The following is a 22,392-nucleotide window of genomic DNA, read 5'->3' as shown; positions in this document are numbered from 1 at the left end:
CGCCGATTTGTGACACGATATACGCCGATCAGGCTTCCGCGCCTGAAGGCAAGCCGAAATCTTCGCTTTCTTTGCCCTGCTTAATTGATTAAAATAGAAAATCAAAACCCTTCGCCGCGGCCCTCCCCTGTTTTGCCGGCCGCCCAGGCGAAGTCGACGAACGGGAGAAACGCCATGAAAAACGGGATTCCGTCGCTGCTCGGCCGTTTTCGCTTCCGCAGGGTAAGAAGCCGCTTTCTGGCGGCGATGATCGTGCTTTCCTTGCCGCCCTTAGTGCTGCTCGGCTACATTTCATTCGATATCGCCAAATCGACGCTGCTCGAAAACAACCGCCAGACGAACCGCGATCATCTGGAAACGTCCAGCGAGGTCGCGGATTTGCTGTTCCGCAATATCATCAACTTGAACCGGTATATCGTACTGAGCCCGGAAATCCGCGACGACCTGCGCAAGAGCGGCATCAACAGCAGCATCGAGCAGGAAAACAAAAATGTGCAGACGATCAATCGCCTGCAGCGGGTGCTGAATACGAACTCCATCGATACGCGCTTCGTCGATTCCATGTGTGTCTTTGACCTGCACTTTCAGGCATACTGCCTGGGCAGATCCGACGATGCCGGCATCTACGAGGGCGCCGACAAGGCCGAGGCCATCCAGCGGACCGCATGGTATCAAAAGGCGCTGGCCGCTCAGGGCAGAGTCGAATTTTTCGGCAGCAGCGTGCTGGAGGATAATCCGAACTCCTTCTCGACCGTCAAGCTGTTTCGGGATTCCGAGAGCCTCAGCGGAGAAACGCTCGGCTTGCTTGTGGTGAACTTGTCCAAGTCGATGTTCGGAAGCATCTTCAGCAGCAGCCCGGAGAGCGGACGCTTTCTCGCCATCGATGCGACCGGGGGCAAGGCGCAGGCAGTCTATCCTGTGGCGGCCTCGAGCGAAACCTCTCTGATCTCGGGCAATCTTCAAGAAGCGTTGGGCAATCTGCACGAGCAGGGCTATCTCACGAGCGAGTTCCGCAACATCACGACGGGCTGGACTTTCGTTCACGCCATTCCCTCGCGGGAATTGCTCAAGGATTCGAACCGGATCGGCACGGCGACTACGCTGATCGCTTCCCTCATCGCGCTTGTCGCGCTCATTCTTTCGTTCCTGCTTTCCGGCGGCATCACAAGGCCGCTGCTTCGGATCAAGAAGATGATGATCGACTGGACCAAGGGGAACCGCGAATTCGAAGGCACGTTTAAGGATGACGAAGTCGGGGCCATCGGCGAAACGTTCCGGCGGCTCGCCTACGAGAATCAGGAGCTGGATGCGAGACTGTACCATTCCGAGCTGAAGGAGCGGGAGGCGGAGCTGCGGGCGCTGCAGGCTCAGATCAAGCCTCATTTTCTGTACAACACGCTCGATTCAATCTATTGGATGGCCCGGCTGAACAAAACGCAAGAGGTTGCCCAGATGGCGCTCGCGCTATCGGAAAGCTTCAAGCTCAGCCTGAACAAGGGCCGCGAAACCATTCCGCTGTACAAGGAACTAAAGCATATCGAGCACTACATGACGATTCAGAATTTCCGCTACAAGGGTCGATTCAAGTACGAAGCCGAGATCGACTCCTCGATCATGGGCATCGAAATTCTCAAGCTGATCCTTCAGCCATTGGTGGAGAATGCCATCTATCATGGTCTGGAGCCGAAGGTCGGAGAAGGAACCATTCGCCTGGAAGGCAAAAGAGACGGCGATCAGCTGGTATTTATCGTGGAGGACGACGGGGTCGGGATGGAGGACCTGAGCGTGATTGAGCAGGGCTACGGACTCCGCAACGTCCGAGAGAGAATGACGCTCTATTACGGCAGCTCGTCAAGCTCGTTCACGATGACCAGCGAAGCAGGCAAGGGAACCCGGATCGAGCTTCGATTCCGGCCGTTTCTGGAAGAGGGGATATCGGATGCTTAAAGCGTTGCTCTTCGATGATGAATATATCGTGCTGGAGGCGTTAAGCGCGCTCGTCGATTGGGAGGGTCTCGGCATCGAGCTGGCGGGGACGGCGGGCGACGGCATAGCCGCGTTGGCTCTGTTCCGCGCCGAGCGCCCGGATATCGTCCTTACGGATATTCGTATGCCGGGCATGGACGGTCTGACATTGATCGAGCAGATCCTTCAGGAGGGGCCCGATACGATCTGCATCGTGTTCAGCGGATTTAACGAGTTCGAATACGTCAAGCGCGCCATTCAGCTTGGCGTGGCGGATTACGTGGAGAAGCCGATCACCGAGGACATCATCGAGAAGGCCTTGCGCAAGGCGCTCGAACAGATCGGCAGCAGGAACGAGACGAAGGCGCTGAAGCTGGCGTGGGAAAACAGCAGGCAGGAGCTGCTGGAGAAGGCAACCTGGGAGCTGCTGCAGTACGGGAGACCGGCGCTGCCCAAGTGGCTTGAGAGCGCGGGCGAAGACGCGCATGGCATTGTCGGCGTAACCGTACTGGCCGCGTCCGAGGATTTCCCGTGGCCCCCATTGCCAGACACCCTATCCATGAGCTTGCGAAACGGACCAGAATTTCTGAACGTGCTTTTCCATACGGTGGAGCCTACCCGTGAGCTGTGGGACTCCCTCGTCGGCGCCGCCGACCATGCGGAGAAGTCCATCGGCATCGGACTTACCTACGCGGAACCGGCCGATGCGGCCAATAGCTGCCGCGAAGCGCAGCGGGCGCTAAAATCCGCTTTGTTTCTGCAAATCAAGGGAGCGGTCCGGTTCGATGAGCTGGGCAGCCTGATCAAGGTGCCGGATGGCTTGCACGAACGCGAGGAAGCTCTGCTCGTCAGCCTGCGGGCAGGGAGCCGAAGCGGATTGCTGGAGCAAGTGGACCGCTTTATTCTGTGGCTTCATGCCGAACGGCTCGATGCTGAAATCGCCGAGCGGGAAATGCTCAAGCTGATCTACCTGGCACTCGATGTCGCCCAGGAGACCGGAGAGAGCAGCGGCAAGCCTGCCGCCCTCCGAGAAGGCTATATGCCGCATGTGGAAATCCGCGAGGCGGCGGCTCGGGGCGGGCAATCCCAATGGTTCAGGACCCAGTTCGAGCAGATCGCGGATTGGAGCCTGAAGGCTAAAGGAAACGCCAAGCATATAGCCGTCGAGCAAGCACAGCGATACATCGAGCACAACGTGTCGCGCGATGTGTCTCTTCAAGAGGTGGCCAATCACGTCGGTCTGAACGCGACTTACCTGAGCGTGCTGTTCAAGGAGGTCGTAGGAGAAACCTATATTAAATACGTCACCCGATATCGCATGGAGCTCGCGAAGGTGCTGCTGCGCAAAGGCCTGAAGGTGCAGGAAGCCAGCGAGAAGGTCGGTTATCTGACGCACCGGCACTTCGCCGAAGTCTTCAAGAAATATACCGGTCTGACGCCCGGGCAATATAAAGACGGCGAATCCGAAAAAACCGGACCCCGAACAAAAGAATGACGCACTCCCCGTGAAAACGTCTTCACGATACAATAAGGCTCACAGGGTACCCGGGCCCTGCTGGGCCTCATCTTACATCGAATGATCAGGGGGACATAACAAATGAGAAAAGCAAAAAAAATCCTGACCGTGCTGTCTTGCGCATTCCTGCTTGGCGGCGTGCTGTCCGCTTGCGGCAGCAATTCTTCCAGCAACTCTTCCAGCAACGCTAGCAGTCCCGCGGCTTCCGGCGGCAGCTCGCCAAGCGCATCGCAAGAGAAAGTGACCCTTTCCATGCTTGTCGACAACAATCCGGACTCCGTCAACATCGCCAAAGCTCTGATAGAAGCCTATCAGGCCAAAAACCCTAATGTGACCATTGAGACCGAGACCCGACCGGCCGGGGGCGAAGGCGATAACTTCGTGAAGACAAGATTGTCGACCGGCGACATGAACGATATCTTCTTCTACAACTCCGGCTCGCTCATGCAAGCGCTTAATCCCGAACAGAATATCCTTGATCTGACGAACGAGCCGTTCCAGGCCAACGTGATCGACTCCTTCAAGACAACCGTTTCCTTTAACGGTAAAGTGTATGGCGCTCCGAGGACATCCTCCATCGGCGGCGGCTGGATGTACAACAAAAAAGTGTACGCCGACCTTGGTCTCGCCATTCCGAAGACATGGGCCGAATTGATGGCGAACAACGACAAGATCAAAGCTGCCGGCATCACGCCGATCATCGGAACCTACAAGGATACCTGGACCTCGCAACTGATCGTGCTGGCCGACTATTACAACGTGCAGGCGGAAGTTCCGACCTTTGCCGCCGATTATACGGGGAACAAGGCCAAATACGCCACTACGCCGGCAGCGCTTAGAAGCTTCGAGAAGCTTCAGGAAACCGTCGGATACATGAACAAGGACTACCTGGCGACAACCTATGACGCAGGCATGAAGATGCTGGCCGAAGGCAAGGGCGCGCATTATCCGATGCTCACGTTCGCCGTGCCGGTCATCGCGCAGAACAATCCCGACCAGATCAACGACATCGGCTTCTTCGCCCAGCCGGGCGACTCCGCCGACAAGAACGGCCTGACGGTCTGGATGCCGGACGCCGTCTACATCTACAAGAATACCGAGCACGCCGACGAGGCCAAGAAATTCCTGGCCTTCATCGCCTCCGTCGAAGGCATGGCAACCGTCGGGAAGGTCTCTCCTCCGGTAGGTCCTTACGTCGTCAAGGATGCGGCGATTCCGGACGACGTGCCTCAAGTGATTAAAGAAATGCTGCCTTACTTCGAGAAGGAAGGACAGACTGCGCCGGCGCTGGAGTTCGTCTCCCCGATCAAGGGACCTAGCCTGGAGCAGATCACCGTCGAGGTCGGCAGCGGCCAGCGGAAGGCAGCCGATGCGGCGGCTATGTACGACAAGGACGTACAGAAGCAAGCCGAGCAGCTTGGATTGGAAGGCTGGTAATCGGAATATGGCGTGAGTAAGAGGTCATCGGCCCTGCGAGTCCATCTGCGCAGGGCCGATTTCTTCGCTCGGATCAGGAGGGATCACGATGTCTAAAGTTTTCAAGAGAATATACAGCTACAACTTTCTGCTCCCGGCGGCAGTGATCTATACGCTCATCTTTATCGTACCTACGGCGATGTCCTTCTTCTTCAGCATGACGAGATGGACGCTTTCGGACTGGGACTTCATCGGCTTCAAAAATTTCGTAACCTTCTTCCAGGAATCTTCCTTGAGCATCGGCTTCAAAAATACGTTTATTTACGCGGTCGTCACATGCGGGCTCAAGGTCGTCCTCGGCCTGCTTCTAGGCGTGTTCCTGACTTCCAAAATCAAGTCCAAAAGCTATTTGCGCTCGGTCGTCTTCTTCCCGACTCTGGTAAGTACGATCGCGGTGGGCATTGCGTTCAGCATGATGATGCATCCGACCACCGGCCTGTTGAATCAGACGCTGGCGCTGGTCGGCATCGAAGGGCCGGATTGGCTCGGCAACACGAAGCTGGCTCTGATTTCCGTAGCTCTGGTGGACGTATGGAAGGGCGTCGGATTCGCTACGGTCATCTATATTGCCGGCATTCTGTCCATTCCCGAGGAATATTACGAAGCGCTTCAGATCGACGGAGGCAATGCGTTCAACAAGTTCTGGAACATTATCGTCCCGCTCAGCCGCTCCGCGACGAACGCTGTCATCATCCTCGCTTTTATCGGGGGACTGCGGACGTTCGATCTTATCTGGGCCATGACCAAGGGCGGTCCGGGATTCGCGACCGACGTTATCGCTTCGATCATTTATAAGCAATATCAAGGGGGCTTCTATGGCCTCGCCACGGCAGGCAACGTCATTCTGTTCGTATTCGTCTCGGCGCTTGCATTCCCGCTTAATCGATACCTCAACCGAAAAGAGGTGGACCTATGAGCCGCAGACTTCGCAGATTCAGCATAGAAGCAATCGCCGTATTGGCCAGCATCGTCCTCTTCTGGGTCCCGCTATATTTTGTCGTGCTGACCGCTTTGAAGAGCCCGCAGGAAGCGTCGCTCATGAACTTGGACTGGCCGTCCAAAATTCAGCTCTGGGACAATATTAAAGAAGTCGTCGCGGTCCGCGATTACATGCTCGTTCGAGCTTTTTTCAACAGCACGGTCCTTACTGTGCTTTCCATTCTCGTACTGGTCGTGGTATGCTCGATGGCGGCATTCGTTATGCAACGGCGGAAGGACAAAGCCTCCCCCTGGATCAGCTTTCTGGTTCTGGCGGGACTGATTATTCCTCCGGCTATCGTGCCGACGATCTGGGTGCTGAACGAAATACACTTGTTCAAAACGATGACTGGACTTATTCTGGTGGAAGTGGCGCTTGGGTTTCCTTTCTGCGTCATGCTATATCGAGGGTTTATGGGAGCGATTCCACGGGAAATCGACGAGGCGGCGGTCGTGGACGGCTACGGCGGTTATCGACTGTTCTTTACGATCATCTTCCCCCTTCTGCAACCGGTTACCGCGACGATTATCGTGACTTCCTCGGTCAATATATTCAACGATTTCACGAATCCGCTTTATTTTTTCCCGGGCGCCAAGAATGCCACGGTACAGCTTACGCTTTACAACTTCACAAGTCAGTTTGTCTCGCAATGGAACCTGTTGTTTACGAACATCTTGCTGATTACGATTCCGCCTCTGCTGCTGTTCCTTTTCTTTAACAAGAAAATCGTTGCCGGCATGACGGCCGGTTCGGTGAAAGGCTAGAAAGCGTCTATCGGAATACCCTACATCCAGGAGGAACCTGACCATGAACCGTTTGAAAGTCGTTTCGTTAACCTGCGAATACCGTACGAATCCGCTCGGTCTCGACATCGCTCAGCCTCGCTTCAGCTGGCAGCTTCTGTCGGAGGAGCGCGGGACCCTTCAGAAGGGCTATCAGCTTGTCGTAGCCGGAGCAGATAGCAATTTCGAAGCCCCGCTCTGGGATACCGGCTTTGTCGATACGGATCAGTCGATTCAGATCACCTACGCCGGTCCGGCGCTCCAATCCCGAACTCGCTATTCGTATCGGGTCAAGGTGCAGGATCAATCGGGCGCGCAATCCGATTGGAGCGATACGGCGACGTTCGAAACCGCGTTCCTGACGGCAGGCGAATGGCAGGCCGACTGGATCGCTCCGCGCACCGCAGGTCTGGATGTTCAGTCCGAAGCGGCTTTTCTGCTTCGCAAGGGCTTTGAAACGCGGGACGATATCGCCTCCGCGCGGATCTATGCAACCGCCGCCGGGGTGTACGAACTGTATCTGAACGGACAGCAGGTATCCGAGGACCTTCTTGCCCCGGGCTGGACAAGCTATAATCATCGTCATCAGTATCAAACCTACGACGTAACGGCGCTGCTGCAAAGCGGAAGCAATGCCTTGGGCATCTTGCTCGGTCAGGGCTGGTACCACGGGATGGGCTTCGAGAACCGCAACTACGCGTACGGAGAACGCCGCGCCGCGCTGCTGCAGCTTCACGTGGAATATAAGGACGGCGCCGAATCCGTGATCTTGACGGACGATTCCTGGCAGTCCTCCCCAAGCGCGATTGTCTATTCCACGGTCTATCACGGCGAGACCTACGACGCGCGGCTGGAGCAGACGGGCTGGGATCAAGCCGGCTTTGTCGCCGACAAGCCTTGGAATGGCGTCGATGTTTGCGAAGAGAAGACAAAGACGCAATTGGTCGCTCAAGAGAACAACCCGACGCGCGTCACGGAAACGATCCGGCCGATCGCCTACTTCGTCACGCCGGCCGGAGATCATGTGCTTGATATGGGCCAGAACATGGTCGGCCGCATTCGCATGACCGTAGATGCGCCTGCGGGAACCCGCATTGTCGTGCGTCATGCGGAAGTGCTGGATAAGGACGGCAACATTTACTTCGGCAACCTTCGTCCGGCGAAGCAGACGATGGAATATATCGCGAAGGGCGAAGGCACGGAGTGCTACGCTCCGCATTTCACCTTCATGGGATTCCGTTATATTCGGGTTGAAGGCTATCCGGGAGATCGTCTGCCGATTGAAGCCTTCGTCGGAGAGGTCGTTCATACCGACATGGAGCCGACCGGGCAATTCGAATGCTCGGACGAGCGGGTCAACAAGCTGCAGAGCAATATCAAATGGGGCCAGCGCGGCAACTTCGTCGATGTGCCGACCGACTGTCCGCAGCGCGACGAGCGTCTGGGCTGGACCGGCGACGCCCAGGTATTCATCAGCACTGCCTTGTACAACTTCCAGGGCGGCCCCTTCTTCACCAAGTGGGTCAGAGATTTGGCGGCCGACCAGCTTCCGCATGGCGGCGTTCCATTCGTTATCCCGGACGTGGTAGGCGGCTCCAGCTCGGCAGCCTGGGGCGACGCTGCGGTCATCTGTCCGTGGACGGTATACCAGTATTACGGAGACAAGCGTTTGCTCGCGGAGCAGTACGGCAGCATGCAAGCTTGGGTCGAGTACATTCGCGGCCAAGGGGACGACGAATTTTTGTGGAACACGGGCTTCCACTTCGGCGACTGGCTCGGGCTGGATGCGAAGGAAGACAGCTATATCGGCGCTACGCCGACCGCATTGATCGGCACCGCTTATTATGCATATTCGACCCGGCTTCTGCGGGATACGGCCCGCATTCTCGGGAAAACCGAAGACGCGGCCAAATACGATGAGCTTCAGCGCAACGTCGTTAAGGCATTCCGCGAAGAATTCATTACGGCAACGGGACGCATCGCCGCTCCGACGCAAACCGCGCACGTGCTGGCCTTGATCTTCGATCTGGTCGATGATCGGGTGCGCACGCGGGTTGCGGCCGATCTGAACGATCTCATCGTCGAGAACAACTACCATCTCACAACCGGGTTCGTCGGTACGCCTTACCTGTGCTTCGCGCTGTCGAATAACGGCTACCACGACACCGCCGTGAGAATACTGCTGCAGGAGAGCTATCCGGGCTGGCTGTATTCCGTATCCCAAGGCGCAACGACGATCTGGGAGCACTGGGACAGCCTCAAGCCGGACGGATCGTTCTGGAGCGACGACATGAACTCGTTCAACCATTACTCTTATGGAGCGATCGGCGATTGGATGTACCGCAAGGTTGCAGGGCTTGATATGGACAGCTCGACGCCTGCGTTCAAGAAGATCCATATCGAGCCGCTGTTCGGAACCCGGAAGCTCACTTACGCCAGAACCTCCCACCTGTCGATGTACGGCCGGATCGAGGCCGGCTGGAAGATTGAAGGCGACCGGTTTGAAGTCAGCCTTACGATTCCGGCGAACACGACAGCGGAAGTCGTGCTTCGCGGCGCCACTCTCGACCAGTTGGCGAAGCATGGCGGAGATTCCGCAGACGCGGCGGGCATTGCAGCCGCGAAGGATACCGAGCGCGGCGCCGTCCTGACTGTCGGCTCCGGCACTTATTGCTTTATCTACCTCAATGCGGATATGTTCCGGACCAGCTACACAGAGGACACCAAGGTCAAGGAGCTGATGAGCGACGAAGCGGCGGCGGCAGTCGTCCGCAGGCTGGCTCCGCAGCTGTTCGACGGTCCGGTCCTGACCTTCATGGGCTCCAGCCCGTTGAAGCAGTTAACGACAGAGAACTCCATGGCTCGTATCACCCGGGAAGAGATCGACGCGATTCTGGAGGAACTGGCAAAGTAAGCTTTATACAGGGCCAGCGAGCTTGAAGAAACACTGCGGGTTACAAATGAGGACGAAGACGGGGCAGCTCCCGCTTCGTCCTTTGTTCCGTATGAGCCCCGCCTGCAGGATCGACCTAGAGCTCTTTCCGATATTGAAAAAAAAGACGGGCTGAAATTCAGCGCCGTCTCTCTCGGTATATCGTTAATTTAGACTTCATTCAGTTGAAGACCCGCTTCCGCATCTTCCGCCTGCCCGTTCTCCAGAAATCTTTCGCAGTCGAGCGCGGCCATACAGCCGGTGCCCGCGGCGCTGATCGCTTGACGGTACTTGTGGTCCTGCACGTCGCCGCAGGCGAACACGCCCGGAATATTCGTCTCGGTGGTGCCCGGTTTCACGAGCAGATAGCCGGTTTCATCGGTCTCCAGCTGCCCCGCCAGAAACCGGGTGTTCGGCGTATGCCCAATGGCCACAAACAAACCGTCCGTGGCGATCGTCTCCTCCGCGCCCGTCTCGTTGTTTTTCACCTTCAGTCCCGTCACTCCGAGAGGACCGCTGACAACCTCAAGCGGAGTGCGGTTCAGAGCCCAGCTGATCTTCGGATTGCTGCGGGCGCGATCCTGCATGATTTTCGAGGCGCGCAGCTCGTTCCGGCGGTTAACCAGAACGACCTCCGATGCGAAGCGCGTCAGGAAATGCGCTTCCTCCATCGCCGAGTCGCCGCCGCCGACGACGATAATCTTCTTATTGCGGAAGAAGAAGCCGTCGCAGGTCGCGCATGTGCTTACGCCGCGTCCGACGTTGTCCTTCTCCCCCGGAATGCCCAGATACTTGGCCGACGCTCCGGTAGAAATAATAAGCGTCTCCGCCGTCAATTCGCCAAGTCCTTCTACGGATAGCTTGAAGGGGCGCTCAGACATATCGACGGAATTCACCCAGCCCGAACGGAATTCCGCCCCGAAGCGTTCCGCCTGCTTGCGCATGTTCGCCATCAGCTCCGGCCCCATAATGCCATCCGGAAAGCCGGGGAAGTTCTCGACCTCCGTCGTTGTCGTTAATTGTCCGCCCGGCTCCGGTCCCTCGATCACCAGAGGATTAAGGTTCGCTCTGGCCAAGTAGATCGCTGCAGTCAAGCCCGCAGGGCCGGTACCGATGATAATGGTTTTACGCATCTTTATCCACATCCTTATATTGAGGCTAGTATAAAAAAATCATACCATCCGCAAGCCGAAGCTGCATGAAGGTATGATGAAAGTTAAATGAAGCTTTCATGAAGAAGCGTCGACTCTTAGGCTCTGAACCTGTCGAGGCCATGCGCAAGATTATCGATCGTCCATTGAATATGATGGCGATCCTCATACTTCCGGAAGGCGCATTCGATGTAAAGCAGCAGATCGAGGTACAGATCGTACAGCTTCCTTCTTGCAATCTGGGCAGGCTCGTTCAATAGCAAGCCGTACCCCTCCCGGAACGCCAGCGAGCCATGAAACCGTCCGAAATAATACTCCATCAACGGATCTCCCCATAAGCACCGTTCAAAATCGGTCACCCCGCAGACCTGACCGTCCTTCACGAACACGTTGCCGTCCCACAGATCCCAATGCAGCAATCTAGGCTCAGCGACCTCGTCAAGCGCATCCAGTCTTTCTTCAATAAGGCGCTCCATCTCGGAGTAGGCAATCGGCAATTCCACATTCATATCCCGACCGTCCGCCAGCGCTCCATAAATGATTTCGGCGAACGCCTTGCGCCACGAGTCGGCCGTAGGACGCACGAAGTAACCGTAGCCCGTTCCCTTCACTTCGTTGATTCGGCGATTGATTCCTCCGAGCTGACGGTAGACCGCGTCGAGCTGCTCTTCGCTCAGCTCCCCCTTCACTTTGTTCAAGGGCTGGCCTTCCATATACTCCATAATGAAATACTCGACCGGAAGCAGCTCTTTCGAAGCGTCGTAGGCGTAGACGCGGGGCACTGTCAGGCCCTTCGCCCCCTCGAACAGGCGCATCGCCTCCACTTCCGTCCTCATGCTTTCCACCTCGCAGCGCATAAGCACGACTTCAGAAGCCGGACGCGCCTTCAAGACCGCCCTCCTGCCATCGTCCAACAGAAGCGAATACGCACTGTTCGCCCATCCGCCCCCCAGCTCGGCGCTGGAGCGAAGCGTACAGCCGAAAGCCGCCCGAACGGCCGCCTCCAGCTGCGACTCTTCCAATTTGGTTTTATAAATTCCTTGCATGAATGTCCGTTGCCCCTCTCCTATCGTATCCTTCTGCCTGCCCGTTTTGCCCGATCCATCGGGAAAAACGCGGAGAATTATTCCATTTCGCGTCTCATTGGCCATTTCCTGCCTGCTCGATTTATTATTTTTCAAGCGACCTTTCGACTACTTCGAAAGCTGCCAACGGAACGTGTACGCTCCTGATCCTACCGCCACCGCGACATATTCGTCCTCCTGAGAAACCTTGCCGACTCCCGCCGACTCGCCCAGCAGTGCCCCGCTCTCCGACGAGGTGTGAATCGTAGCGCCGGGCAATCGAATTTCCGCCGACGTATTCGCGGGAATCGTCACCTCCAGCAGCCGAGCGCCATCATCGGAGCATTTCCAGTAGCTGCGAACTTCTCCGTACATCGTCTCCAGCCGGCCTTCCGCCCAGGCAAGCCCTTCCCCCGGCAGCGGATGTATGATCATCCTTTTGTAGCCGGGAGCTCGCTCATCCATATCAATTCCCGCTACACGCCGATACAGCCAATCCCCAATCGCTCCGTATGCATAATGATTAAAGGAATTCATATCCGTGCTCCAGAAGCTTCCGTCCGGCTTGATTCCGTCCCAATGCTCCCAGATCGTCGTCGCGCCTTTGACGACCTGATACAGCCAGGACGGATAATCCTGCTGGAACAGCAGCCGATAAGCCGCGTCATGATGCCCGTTGTCGCTTAACACGTGATTTAAGTACGGAGTGCCGACGAAGCCGGTCGTCAGATGGAATTTGCTCTCCTCTAACAGCTCCATCAGCTTGGCCGTCGCTCTTGTTTTGGCTTTCTCATTCAGAATGCCGAACATCAGCCCCAGCACTTGAGCTGTCTGCGTCGGAAGCGACAGACGTCCGCTCGGAGTCACGAATTCCTCATGAAACGCAGCTACGATCCGTTCGTACAGCTCGCCGTACTTGGCCGCATCCTCGTCTTTCCCCAGCACCTCCGCCGTCTTCTGCATAAGGGAGGTCGAATAAGCGTAAAAAGCCGTCGAGATGTAGTCGCGATCCGTCGCCCCGATGTAGGTGTCCGGCTTTGAATCCAGCCCGAGCCAATCGCCGAAGTGAAAGCCCGTATTCCATAAATACTCGTTGTCGCCCTGATTGCGAATGTATGAGATCCAGGCCTGCATGCTCTCGTATTGCTCTTCCAGTATCCTTTTGTCCCCATAGCATAAATAGATTGTCCAAGGGCAGATAACCGCCGCGTCCCCCCAGGCGGAGGACGAATGCGACGTCTCGCTCAGCACGTCCGGAATGACGAACGGCACGCCTCCATCCTCCCGTTGGTCCGCAGCCAGGTCCCGTCCCCATTTCGTAAAGAAAGGAGCGACGTTCTGCAGGTAAGCGGCCGTCCGAATGAACATCTGGGCATCCCCCGTCCAGCCGAGCCTCTCGTCGCGCTGTGGACAATCCGTCGGCACATCGAGAAAATTGCCTTTCATTCCCCACAAAATGTTGTGCTGCAGCTGGTTGACGAGCGGATCGGAGCACTCGAACCGCCCCGTCGGCGTCATGTCGGAATGCAGGACGACTCCCGTGAAATCCTCCAGCCGGATCGGCTGAGTGAAGCCTATCAGCCGCACGTAGCGGAACCCCTGGAACGTAAATCTCGGCTCGAAGACTTCTCCGTCCGATCCGCCCAGAATGTAACGGATTTCCTGCTTCGCGGCCCGCAGATTGGCCGTGTAGAAGTTCCCCTCTCCGTCCAACACTTCCGCATGGTGCAGAATCACTTCTTGGCCTGCCGCTCCCTCGACCCGGAATCGAACCCAGCCGACCATGTTTTGTCCGAAGTCCAGCACCGTCTCTCCCAGCGGAGTTTCGATCAGCGCGATCGGTCGGAGCTCCTCGATCTTCCTCACAGGCTCGTTCTCTTGTGCGATCAGAACGTCGGCGGATTGCTCAATCCTCTCCACTGCGTCCCAGGAGGAATCGTCGTAGCCGGAACGGCTCCAGCCCGGAATCTGGAGCCTGGCATCGACGGCTTCTCCATGGTAAATCTCGGACGACAAAATCGGGCTGCCGGTCGTACGCCAGCTCTCGTCGGATACAACCGTCTGCTCCGAGCCATCCCTGTAGACGATATGCAGCTGCAGGAAGAGCGCTTGCCGGTATCCGTAAAGGCAATAATTGTCCTCCCAGGCCAAGGGCCCCTTGTACCAGCCGTTAGCCAGCGTCGCGCCTATCGCGTTATCGCCGGAGTTCAGCATGTCCGTCACATCATAGGTCTGAACCTGAATGCGATGCTTGTAACTCGTCCATCCCGGAGTAAAGTAGCTGTCTCCCACTCTTTCCCCGTTCAGCTCCAACTCGTACAGTCCCAGCGCGGAAGCGTATATTCTGGCGCTCTTCACCGGCCCTGCAATCTCAAATCCTTTGCGCAGCAGCGGGCTCCGCTCCTCTGCCGTCTGGGGCTTGCTCTGCGCCTTACCCTTCGGCTTGGCTACGCCGATCCACCGAGCCTGCCATTGGCGATTGTCCAGCATTCCTGTCTCGAAGTACGCCGTTTGGGACCACTCCGACTGCTTGCCGCTTACAGCCCACACTCTCGCCCGGTAATAGTAACGCGTGCGCGAATGAGCCTCGAAGCCGGGCAATTCGACATGCGCCGATTGCTCCCCCTCCATCTTCCCGGAGCTCCATAGAACGCTTTCAAAATCCGGATGCTCCGAGATTTCAAGCTCGTAGGCCGACTGCAGCACCCCTCTGTCGTCCGATTTCAGCTTCCAGCTTAGACGCGGTTTGCTCACGCCCAATCCAACAGGATTGTTCTGATATTCGCAACGCAACTCTGTAACCTTCAACATCGTTCAAGAAGCTCCTCTCTTACTGCTGATTTGCCTCTATGATATACTGGTTCCAGTAGAAAATAATGCGGTATAACGGACACCTTGTTACGGTATAGAAGACATTTGAGACGAATTTCAACCAAGGGAGGTTCTCTAGTTGAACAACATCCCCCCCACTACCCTGTCGGGCGAATTATTGTTTCGGGGCAAGCTGATTTACGTGAATCGGGCATCTGAGGATTTCAATTCCCTGATGCACAATCACGATTTTATAGAGTTCGCTTATGTCGTCGAAGGGGAGGGCTTCCATCACCTCGAGAACCAGGTGCAGCAGGTACGCAAAGGACAGCTTTTCTATATCCCCATCGGGACCCGGCACGTATTCCGTCCCATATCGGCAGATCCGACCAAGCATCCGCTTTCTGTCTGCAACTGCGTTTTCTCTCCTAAGCTGATCGACGAGCTGTATCCTTTCGTATCCGACCCCGGCCTCGCATCGTTTATTCAAGCGCTGCAGCAGGACGGCGAGCGCTGCTTCCGCCTCTCCGATACGGACGACTCCATCGAACGGCTGATGATGATGATGCATCGCGAATTCTCTATGCCGGGAGAGGCGTCCTCCGACTGCTTGAATACGCTTCTGCTGCAATTCCTCATCGTCGTGTATCGCGCCAGGATCGGCGTTCTCCCCCCGGCCGCTCGCAAGCTCAATCGCTTCGACCATCTTCTTACGTATATGGAGCAGAACGTTTCCCAGGAGCTTTCCCTTGCTCACCTCGCACAAATAAGCCGTTGGAGCCAAAGACATCTCCAACGGCTGTTCATCCAGCACACTTCGCAAACCTTCCATCGTTGCCTGCAATCGCTCAGGGTGAGAAAAAGCTGCGAGCTGTTGCGCCATACGACGTTTAAGATCCATGCCATATCCGATATGGCGGGCTACAGGGATGTCGCCTCATTCCTTGCCGTGTTCAAACGCATCACAGGAATGACGCCGAGCGAATATCGCAAAGCCTCAGCCCTTGACGCCTCCGACCGTGAGTCCTTCGATGAAGAACCTCTGGAACAGCAGGAACAGAATTAAGATCGGCACGATGGTCATGACGGCTCCCGCGAGCAGCACCTCATAATTGTTGCTGGCCGGGGACAGCAGTCCCGACAAGCCGATCGGGAGCGTGAACTTATCGGCCGTCCGAAGGACGATGACGGGCCAGAGGAAGTTGTTCCAGCTGAATAAGGCCTGCAGGATAGTCATTGCGCCGAAGGCCGGAAGCATCAGCGGAACCATGATGCGGAAGTAAATACCCAGCTCCGTACAGCCGTCGATTCGGCCCGCGTCCATGAAGTCCTTCGGAAGCCCCAGCGCGAACTGGCGGAAGAAGAAGATCGGCAGCGGGGCGACGGCGAACGGGAGGATGACCCCCCAGATCGAATTAATGATCGCAAGATCGATGGACAGCTTATACAGAGGGAGAATAATAATCTCAACCGGAATCATCATGACGGCCAGCACTAGCGTGAAGATGACGGTTCTTCCCTTGAACTGGTACATCGCCAGCCCGTAGCCGACCATGGAGGAAAGCAGCAGGCAGATCGCGGTGAACAAAGCCGTGATGACCAGACTGTTGCGATACCAGGTGAAATAATGCTCCGCACCGCCCTTGCCGGAAAAGATCGACTTGTAGTTGGCCAGCGTCATAACATCGAAGTCCAGACGAACATTGAGCCCGTAGCGGAACAGTTCGGATGCCGGCTTAATCGAAGCCAGGAATAAAGCGTATAGCGGGAATAGCGCCAGAATCGCAAGTACGGCGAACAGAAGCACCAGAAGCAGGGACGATGCTGAAGGAAACGCGCGTTTGACTCCCATTGTTCTAGTCCTCCTTCCGGAAAAAGCCTAATAGTTTCAACTGAAGCATGCTGACAAGCAAGGTAATGCCCAGCAGCGTAATTCCGACCGTGGAGCCGAAGCCCAGATCGAAATATTGGAAGCCCTGCTGGTAGATGTAGCCGACCATGGTCAAGCCGACGTTCTGCGGCGACCCCCGGCTTCCCCATAGCATAAAGCTCTCCGTAAACATGGCATAACCGCCGTAGATCGTAATCGTAAAGACGTACAGGCTAATCGGCTTAAGCAATGGCAACGTTATTCTAAAAAATTTGCCCAGCGTTCCCGCACCGTCCAATTCCGCCGATTCGTACAGCTCCCGGGGAATGTTCTGAAGGGCCGACAGGAAATAAAGCATATTAATGCCGGCCCAGCGCCACGTCGCCAGCACGACAAGCGCAAACATGCTAAGCGAAGAACTGAGCAGCCACTTCTGGCTGGGCAAACCGAATAGTCCAAGTAGGGAGTTCATAATCGCCCCGTCCAGCTCGCTGAAGACCAGACGGAAAATGATGCCCGCCACCACGACGGAGGTTAGTGCCGGAATGAACAGCGTGGATCGGAAGAAGTAGCTTGCCTTCATCCTTTTGGAATTTACAAGAACCGCCAGCACGAGGGGAATCGGCAGCAATACAATCAATGTCCAGAAGGTGTATCTCGTATTGTTAAGCAACGCTTTGAAGAAATCGGGGTTAAGCAGCTTCTTGTAGTTGTCGAAGCCAACAAACTTCACGGCTCCCGGAAGCACCTGCTGAAAGCTCATGATAACGGCATCAATCAGCGGATAGGAGAAAAACACAAGGAAGGACAGGATGAAAGGAGTCACGAATACGTACGGTGCGTATTTCGGAGTGATGCTCCATCGGGACTTGACGATCGGCTTCCCGCGAGCCGCTTGCTTGTCTAATTGCATCGTTCTCCCGCCTCTTCTCTCTCTAGATGGAAACAAGATCCGACATTGCCGACGAGAATACCGTCGGCAATGCCGGGATAAGGTTGGCATGTCGGCTACGGAGCTCCCGTACCGGGAAGCGGCCGATTAGCCTTTGCGCAGCGTCTCTGCCACTGCCTTAAGAATCTTCTCCGGATCTTCGTTGAATTGGAAGATCTTCGGAATCGCTTCGTTGCGAATGGCATCGAATACTTTCGGCGAAATCTCGCGAATGTTAACCGGATAAATCTCGTCCTTGATTGCGAGCAGCGTGTCGAAGATGTCCGTTCCGAAGTAATCCGTGAACTTGTTAGGCTCCTTCATTGCCGGATCGGTCCAAACCTCTGTGCGGATCGGATCCATGCCGAGCTGCTTCCAGACTTGAATGTTGCCTTCCTTGGACAGCTTGGAGTAAGCCAGGAACTTCTTGGAGAGCTCGACCTGCTTAGACTGATTCGTAATCGACAATCCCGTTCCGCCCATGCCCGCGGAGCGATTGCCGCCCGCTTCCCATGCCGGCATCGGCCGAATGATCATTTTCCCCTTCAGGTCCGGCATTTCGTCCGTGAACCGGTTCATGAACCAGAACGGCATGAATACGGAAGCGGCTCCGCCGTCATTCATGAAGGCTTTGTATTCAGGCGTATCGTGACCGACACCTGGAGAGATGGCGGCGATTTTCTCATTGACGAGCTTCTGGAAAAACTTCATTGCTTCGATATTGCGCGGATCGTCTACGGTCACTTCGCCATTGGGCCCAACCTGATCCGATTTGAGCTGATTGATGGCCGGCCACCACGACCAGTTGCCCGCGCCTTCGAAGGTAATGAACGGCTTGCCGGTTTTCTCCACGACAATCTTGCCGGTTTTCTCCACGTCCGACCAGAGCTTGATGTCGTCCGGGTTCACGCCCGCTTGATCCATCAGTTCCTTATTGTAGTACATGACCGTCGCGCCTACATGCATATCTACGCCGTAATACTTGCCGTCTTTGCTGTAGATATCGACGCGGGATTTCACGATGTTCGGAATCTCGGGATCGACGACGTCGTTCAGTTCGACGAGCTGGACGGTTCCTTTCATGAAATTCGGGAATTTGCTTTGTTCGATATCGACCAGATCCGGCGCTCCCTCTCCCGATTGCAGCGCCAGAAGAAGTCTGGTGTGCATGTCATCGTAAGGGATGTTTTGCGCGTCCAGCTCGATCGGCTGGTTCGGGTTGGCCGCGTTCCAGCTATCCGCCATGAACTTGTAGAAGTCCGCATGCTGTTGAACGAACGTCCACAAAGTCAGCTTAACCGGGTCAGCCGGAGCTGCCGCGCTCGCGGATTCAGATGGCTCGGCCGAAGGCGAAGCGGAACCGCTTGCAGGCGCCGAAGCCGACGGGCTGGCTTCGTTGTTGTTGCCGCAAGCAGACAATACCGTTAACAGCATTAATGCAACGCCTAGCAATAGAACAACTTTATTACGCATTTCATATCTCCCCCAAATCTTTGTTGTTTATGTGCTACATCCTTGCGGATTGTGGCCCTGTTCAAAGTATCCGGACTAACTTTTTATTCCGGTCATCGTGATTCCCTCTACGAAATACTTTTGACCAACCAGGTAGAAAATAACGCCGGGAGCAAAGGACAGGCATGTGGCAGCCATAGTCAGAGACCAGTCCGACTTTAATTGGCCTCTAAAATTGGTAAGTCCCAACGCTATGGTGTATTTGTCGCTCGAATTAATGTAAATCATCTGTTGAAGCAAATCGTTCCATAGGCCGATAAAGATAAACAACGCGACGACGATCATGGCGGGCTTGATCGCCGGCATAATAATGCTGAACAAGATGCGTAAGTATCCGGCGCCGTCGATCGTTGCCGCTTGGTCGAGTTCTCTCGGTATGGACATGATAAACTGTCGGATCAAAAAGATATTAAAAGCGCCGCCCCCGCAGAAATAAGGAAGAATCAACGGCAGATAGCTGTCGCTGAGCCCCAGCCCCCGCGTCCACCCGATGTAGAGCGGAATGAGCGTAATCATGGTAGGTAAAAGCATCGAACCGATACACAGGGCCCAGATCAAACTTTTGCCCCGAAATCGCAGCCTCGCGAAGGCATATCCGCACAAGGTAGCCGTAAACGTTCCCGCCAAACAGGAAGGAACGATAATCACCATCGTGTTCCATAAATATTTCCAAAATTTGAATACTTTCAGCGTTTTTTCATAGTTGGAAAACAGCCAACTATTCGGTATGAGAGAGGGCGGAAATTTGTAGATCTCGGCATTCGTCATTAGCGACGTACGGAATATCCACCAAATCGGAAAGAGGACTAGAAGGGCACAGAATACGACGACGACAAGCGTTAGGAGATTCATCATTCGATCATTGCGTTTTTTGCTCTTTAGTCTGCCGTATACGGCTTCGCTCATTTCTCGTCGCCCCCTTCGGAAAAGATCCACCGGCTTGACGTCTTGAACAACACGGCGGTAAAGACGGCAAGGATGGCGAAAATGATAAAGGTCGTCGCACTGGCATAACCCAGCTTGTAATTGACAAAAGCCTGATCGTACATCAGATAAGTCATGAACCGGGAAGAATTGCCCGGACCTCCGTTCGTTAGAGCAAGGGCCGGCGTGATGATTTGAAGATTAGCGATCAGACTCATCAACAAGTTGTAAAAGATGATCGGCGAGATAGTGGGCAAGGTGATATGCCTAAAGCGTTTCCAACCATTCGCGCCATCCATTTCGGCCGCTTCATGATAGGCTCTCGGAACGTTCTGAAGCCCGGCCAAAAAAATAACGATCAAGTTCCCGGACAGCCAGACCGCAATCAAAGATAGAGAGGGGACCACATAATTGGAATCCGCAATAAAGAGAACTTTATTCAATCCCAATTCGGAGAGGAGATAATTGAAAAATCCGAAATTCGCCTCGTACAGCCAGGACCACCCCACGTATATGGCGACGGCCGGCAAAACATACGGCACATAAAATACGGCTCTGAAAAAACCTCTAGCCGGAATTTTGCGATTCAACAGCATCGCGATAAAAAGCGAATAAATCATGCTTCCGGCGACGGATAATACGGCGAAGTAAATCGTCGCGATAATCGAATCTTTAAGATAAGGATCGGTAGTAAACAGATTGACATAATTTTCGAAGCCGACGAATTCTGGTTTGGTTAACCCCGTCCAATTCGTCATACTGATTCCCAGCACCCCCACAAGAGGCGCATAAGTCAAGAAGATCAGTCCTATAAAGGCCGGAATCAAGCATAGATAAGCAACTCGTTCCTCGCTGGAATGAATGCGTGAACGGCGTCTCGTCGTTTTGTTGATGATTTCCATAGCTCGCTCCCCACCCCGTGTACGAAGGATGACCGCCACTTGCGCGATTTTGGCGGTCATCCATCATATCCTTTATTTCGTGCCTTTATTCGCCGCTTTCAAAGCATCGAGATTTTTGGAAATCGCTTCCTTGGCGGTCGTCTTTCCGGTCCAAACATCGCCAAGAACCGATGCGAGCAAGGTATTGAATTCCGTCGTATGATTCGTAAAGAACCAGGAAGTCGGTCTCGCGGCGGAGGATGAAGCATAATCGACTACCGCGGACTTGTACTCGTCATATGGAGGGAAGTTCGGATTTTCGACCCATTTGCGGGTGAGAGTTTCATCCTTATACCACTTATCCAGCACCGGCATCCAGATTCCCGATGAGATGAGTCCCCAGTTGTTTTCTTCTTGACCGTACCACTTAAGCCATTCCATTGCTTCTTGCGGATGCTTGGTCTGGGAAAATACGACATTAGCGCCGCCCGTATTGAGGGTAACCTTTTCCTTCATGTAAGGCAATACGGCTACGCCATAATTTAGTCCTGCTTCCTTGGCCGTGTTCAAGCTAGTTCCTATGTTCCACTGGCCGTTCGTGGCCATGGCGACCGTTCCTGCAATAATGGTGCGCTGAATGCCGTCATCGGTCTGTCCAACGGACAATGGAGCAACATGATCCTTCAAGTACAGATCCGCGACTTTCTGAATCGCTTCGATGCTTGCGTCTTCCCCGATTCTCACCTCTGTCCCGTCATCGTTATAGAAACCGCCGCCATTGGTAAGCGCCCAGGCTTCCAACTGCCACGTCAGATTTTCGACGGATGCGCCGTACTGAACGATGCTCTGCGAATCAAAGCCGTCTTCGCCGGGATGTTTGCCGTTTTTGTCATTCGTCAGCTTCTTGGCCGTTTCTACGAATTCGTCCCATGTCCATGCTTTATCCAGCGCATTCGGAGGATAAGGCACGCTCGCTTTGTCGAACATGTCTTTGTTGTAATAGAGGAGAAGGATTTCGTTGGCAGCCGCATAGGCTACGGGCTTGCCTTGATAGGTGTAAGCCAAGCTATCCAACGGCTTGCTATCGCTTCCTTCGTACATTGCGCTTACATCATTCAGCATGCCCTCGGAGGACCACTGGATGACGCCATCCTCCCGCATCATCCCCGCATCCGGCAATTGGCCCGCCGTTGCCATCGTGTTCAACTTGGTCATGTAGTTCTCGTAAGGAATCGCAAGCACTTCGACTTCGATTTTGTCTTGGGAAGCATTAAACTTGTCCGCCGTTTCCTGGACTTTGGTTCCTTCTTCCGCGGTTCCCCACATCGAATAGGTAAGCTTGACCTTCTCCGTCTTGGAAGGCGATTTCTCCGGCGATTTTGAGGCCTCTCCAGACGGTGAAGCTGTGTTGGTTTTCTCTTTGTCGTTCCCGCAGCCTATGACACCGAATACCACTGCAGCCGCGAGCAGACATGCCCCAAGTCTCTTACCTGCTTTCATCACTTTCACGCAAACCCCTCCATTTTATTTAATTCGTGCTCTTTCCCCAATTCCTCCCGCTCTCGCAGGGATTAATCATTCTGCTTTACGAGGTTGCA

The 22,392-nt window shown here is 55.0% G+C and carries 16 protein-coding genes; 7 read left to right on the top strand and 9 right to left on the bottom strand.

What is annotated here, in order from left to right:
* Nucleotides 1-174 precede the first annotated feature (174 nt).
* From ACFO1S_RS02295 to ACFO1S_RS02270, 6 genes are all read left to right on the top strand, one after another.
* The gene (locus ACFO1S_RS02295) at nucleotides 175-1,947 is read left to right on the top strand and encodes a cache domain-containing sensor histidine kinase (protein WP_204600853.1); all 1,773 of its coding nucleotides are present in this window, start codon (nucleotides 175-177) and stop codon (nucleotides 1,945-1,947) included.
* Nucleotides 1,940-3,460 (top strand): response regulator, encoded by a 1,521-nt coding sequence (locus tag ACFO1S_RS02290; protein WP_204600854.1) that lies wholly within the window; start codon nucleotides 1,940-1,942, stop codon nucleotides 3,458-3,460. The genes ACFO1S_RS02295 and ACFO1S_RS02290 overlap by 8 nt, the downstream gene beginning before the upstream one ends.
* Nucleotides 3,461-3,562: 102 nt before the next feature.
* Nucleotides 3,563-4,918 (top strand): ABC transporter substrate-binding protein, encoded by a 1,356-nt coding sequence (locus ACFO1S_RS02285; protein ID WP_204600855.1) that lies wholly within the window; start codon nucleotides 3,563-3,565, stop codon nucleotides 4,916-4,918.
* A gap of 88 nt (nucleotides 4,919-5,006) precedes the next feature.
* On the top strand, nucleotides 5,007-5,873 hold the full coding sequence (locus ACFO1S_RS02280; protein WP_204600856.1) for a carbohydrate ABC transporter permease: 867 nt from the start codon (nucleotides 5,007-5,009) through the stop codon (nucleotides 5,871-5,873).
* Nucleotides 5,870-6,700 carry a carbohydrate ABC transporter permease gene (locus ACFO1S_RS02275; protein WP_204600857.1) on the top strand — a complete coding sequence of 277 codons (831 nt, stop codon included), beginning with the start codon at nucleotides 5,870-5,872 and terminating at the stop codon, nucleotides 6,698-6,700. The genes ACFO1S_RS02280 and ACFO1S_RS02275 overlap by 4 nt, the downstream gene beginning before the upstream one ends.
* Before the next feature lie 43 nt (nucleotides 6,701-6,743).
* Nucleotides 6,744-9,632 (top strand): family 78 glycoside hydrolase catalytic domain, encoded by a 2,889-nt coding sequence (locus ACFO1S_RS02270; RefSeq protein ID WP_204600858.1) that lies wholly within the window; start codon nucleotides 6,744-6,746, stop codon nucleotides 9,630-9,632.
* Between the two features lie 188 nt (nucleotides 9,633-9,820).
* Here ACFO1S_RS02270 and trxB read toward each other — a convergent pair whose 3' ends face one another.
* The 3 genes from trxB to ACFO1S_RS02255 form a co-directional block, all read right to left on the bottom strand.
* Nucleotides 9,821-10,783 carry a thioredoxin-disulfide reductase gene (gene trxB, locus ACFO1S_RS02265; protein ID WP_204600859.1) on the bottom strand — a complete coding sequence of 321 codons (963 nt, stop codon included), beginning with the start codon at nucleotides 10,781-10,783 and terminating at the stop codon, nucleotides 9,821-9,823.
* A gap of 116 nt (nucleotides 10,784-10,899) precedes the next feature.
* Nucleotides 10,900-11,847: a phosphotransferase family protein gene (locus tag ACFO1S_RS02260; RefSeq protein ID WP_204600860.1), complete on the bottom strand. Its 948-nt coding sequence runs from the start codon at nucleotides 11,845-11,847 to the stop codon at nucleotides 10,900-10,902.
* Nucleotides 11,848-11,994: 147 nt separating this feature from the next.
* Nucleotides 11,995-14,676, bottom strand: coding sequence for a family 78 glycoside hydrolase catalytic domain (locus ACFO1S_RS02255; RefSeq protein ID WP_204600861.1), 2,682 nt, complete (start codon nucleotides 14,674-14,676; stop codon nucleotides 11,995-11,997).
* A 139-nt stretch (nucleotides 14,677-14,815) separates the two neighbouring features.
* Between ACFO1S_RS02255 and ACFO1S_RS02250 the strand changes: the two genes are divergently transcribed.
* A complete protein-coding gene (locus tag ACFO1S_RS02250) occupies nucleotides 14,816-15,742 on the top strand; it encodes an AraC family transcriptional regulator (RefSeq protein WP_204600862.1) in 927 nt (308 codons plus the stop codon).
* Here ACFO1S_RS02250 and ACFO1S_RS02245 read toward each other — a convergent pair.
* The 6 genes from ACFO1S_RS02245 to ACFO1S_RS02220 all read right to left on the bottom strand — a co-directional run bounded on the left by ACFO1S_RS02245 (nucleotide 15,674) and on the right by ACFO1S_RS02220 (nucleotide 22,294).
* Nucleotides 15,674-16,528: a carbohydrate ABC transporter permease gene (locus tag ACFO1S_RS02245; protein ID WP_204600863.1), complete on the bottom strand. Its 855-nt coding sequence runs from the start codon at nucleotides 16,526-16,528 to the stop codon at nucleotides 15,674-15,676. The two genes, ACFO1S_RS02250 and ACFO1S_RS02245, sit on opposite strands and share 69 nt — an antisense overlap.
* A 4-nt stretch (nucleotides 16,529-16,532) precedes the next feature.
* On the bottom strand, nucleotides 16,533-17,459 hold the full coding sequence (locus ACFO1S_RS02240) for a carbohydrate ABC transporter permease (protein ID WP_204600864.1): 927 nt from the start codon (nucleotides 17,457-17,459) through the stop codon (nucleotides 16,533-16,535).
* A gap of 126 nt (nucleotides 17,460-17,585) precedes the next feature.
* The gene (locus tag ACFO1S_RS02235; protein ID WP_204600865.1) at nucleotides 17,586-18,950 is read right to left on the bottom strand and encodes an ABC transporter substrate-binding protein; all 1,365 of its coding nucleotides are present in this window, start codon (nucleotides 18,948-18,950) and stop codon (nucleotides 17,586-17,588) included.
* 75 nt (nucleotides 18,951-19,025) lie between these two features.
* Complete coding sequence (locus tag ACFO1S_RS02230) at nucleotides 19,026-19,895, bottom strand: carbohydrate ABC transporter permease (RefSeq protein ID WP_204600866.1); 870 nt, start codon at nucleotides 19,893-19,895, stop codon at nucleotides 19,026-19,028.
* Nucleotides 19,892-20,875: a carbohydrate ABC transporter permease gene (locus ACFO1S_RS02225; RefSeq protein WP_378126159.1), complete on the bottom strand. Its 984-nt coding sequence runs from the start codon at nucleotides 20,873-20,875 to the stop codon at nucleotides 19,892-19,894. The genes ACFO1S_RS02230 and ACFO1S_RS02225 overlap by 4 nt, the downstream gene beginning before the upstream one ends.
* A gap of 12 nt (nucleotides 20,876-20,887) precedes the next feature.
* Nucleotides 20,888-22,294, bottom strand: a complete 1,407-nt coding sequence (locus ACFO1S_RS02220) for an ABC transporter substrate-binding protein (RefSeq protein ID WP_204601059.1) — start codon at nucleotides 22,292-22,294, stop codon at nucleotides 20,888-20,890.
* Nucleotides 22,295-22,392 lie beyond the last annotated feature (98 nt).

This window comes from Cohnella boryungensis, from assembly GCF_042651945.1.
Lineage (GTDB): Bacteria > Bacillota > Bacilli > Paenibacillales > Paenibacillaceae > Cohnella > Cohnella boryungensis.
The sequence above is the reverse complement of the archived record's forward strand: the minus strand, read 5'-3'. Positions and strand labels throughout refer to the sequence as shown.

Coding starts and splice junctions, on each gene's coding strand:
- ACFO1S_RS02295 (WP_204600853.1), top strand. CDS start 175: ATGAAAAACGGGATTCCGTCGCTGCTCGGCCGTTTTCGCTTCCGCAGG.
- ACFO1S_RS02290 (WP_204600854.1), top strand. CDS start 1,940: ATGCTTAAAGCGTTGCTCTTCGATGATGAATATATCGTGCTGGAGGCG.
- ACFO1S_RS02285 (WP_204600855.1), top strand. CDS start 3,563: ATGAGAAAAGCAAAAAAAATCCTGACCGTGCTGTCTTGCGCATTCCTG.
- ACFO1S_RS02280 (WP_204600856.1), top strand. CDS start 5,007: ATGTCTAAAGTTTTCAAGAGAATATACAGCTACAACTTTCTGCTCCCG.
- ACFO1S_RS02275 (WP_204600857.1), top strand. CDS start 5,870: ATGAGCCGCAGACTTCGCAGATTCAGCATAGAAGCAATCGCCGTATTG.
- ACFO1S_RS02270 (WP_204600858.1), top strand. CDS start 6,744: ATGAACCGTTTGAAAGTCGTTTCGTTAACCTGCGAATACCGTACGAAT.
- trxB (WP_204600859.1), bottom strand. CDS start 10,783: ATGCGTAAAACCATTATCATCGGTACCGGCCCTGCGGGCTTGACTGCA.
- ACFO1S_RS02260 (WP_204600860.1), bottom strand. CDS start 11,847: ATGCAAGGAATTTATAAAACCAAATTGGAAGAGTCGCAGCTGGAGGCG.
- ACFO1S_RS02255 (WP_204600861.1), bottom strand. CDS start 14,676: ATGTTGAAGGTTACAGAGTTGCGTTGCGAATATCAGAACAATCCTGTT.
- ACFO1S_RS02245 (WP_204600863.1), bottom strand. CDS start 16,528: ATGGGAGTCAAACGCGCGTTTCCTTCAGCATCGTCCCTGCTTCTGGTG.
- ACFO1S_RS02240 (WP_204600864.1), bottom strand. CDS start 17,459: ATGCAATTAGACAAGCAAGCGGCTCGCGGGAAGCCGATCGTCAAGTCC.
- ACFO1S_RS02235 (WP_204600865.1), bottom strand. CDS start 18,950: ATGCGTAATAAAGTTGTTCTATTGCTAGGCGTTGCATTAATGCTGTTA.
- ACFO1S_RS02230 (WP_204600866.1), bottom strand. CDS start 19,895: ATGAGCGAAGCCGTATACGGCAGACTAAAGAGCAAAAAACGCAATGAT.
- ACFO1S_RS02225 (WP_378126159.1), bottom strand. CDS start 20,875: ATGACCGCCAAAATCGCGCAAGTGGCGGTCATCCTTCGTACACGGGGT.
- ACFO1S_RS02220 (WP_204601059.1), bottom strand. CDS start 22,294: ATGAAAGCAGGTAAGAGACTTGGGGCATGTCTGCTCGCGGCTGCAGTG.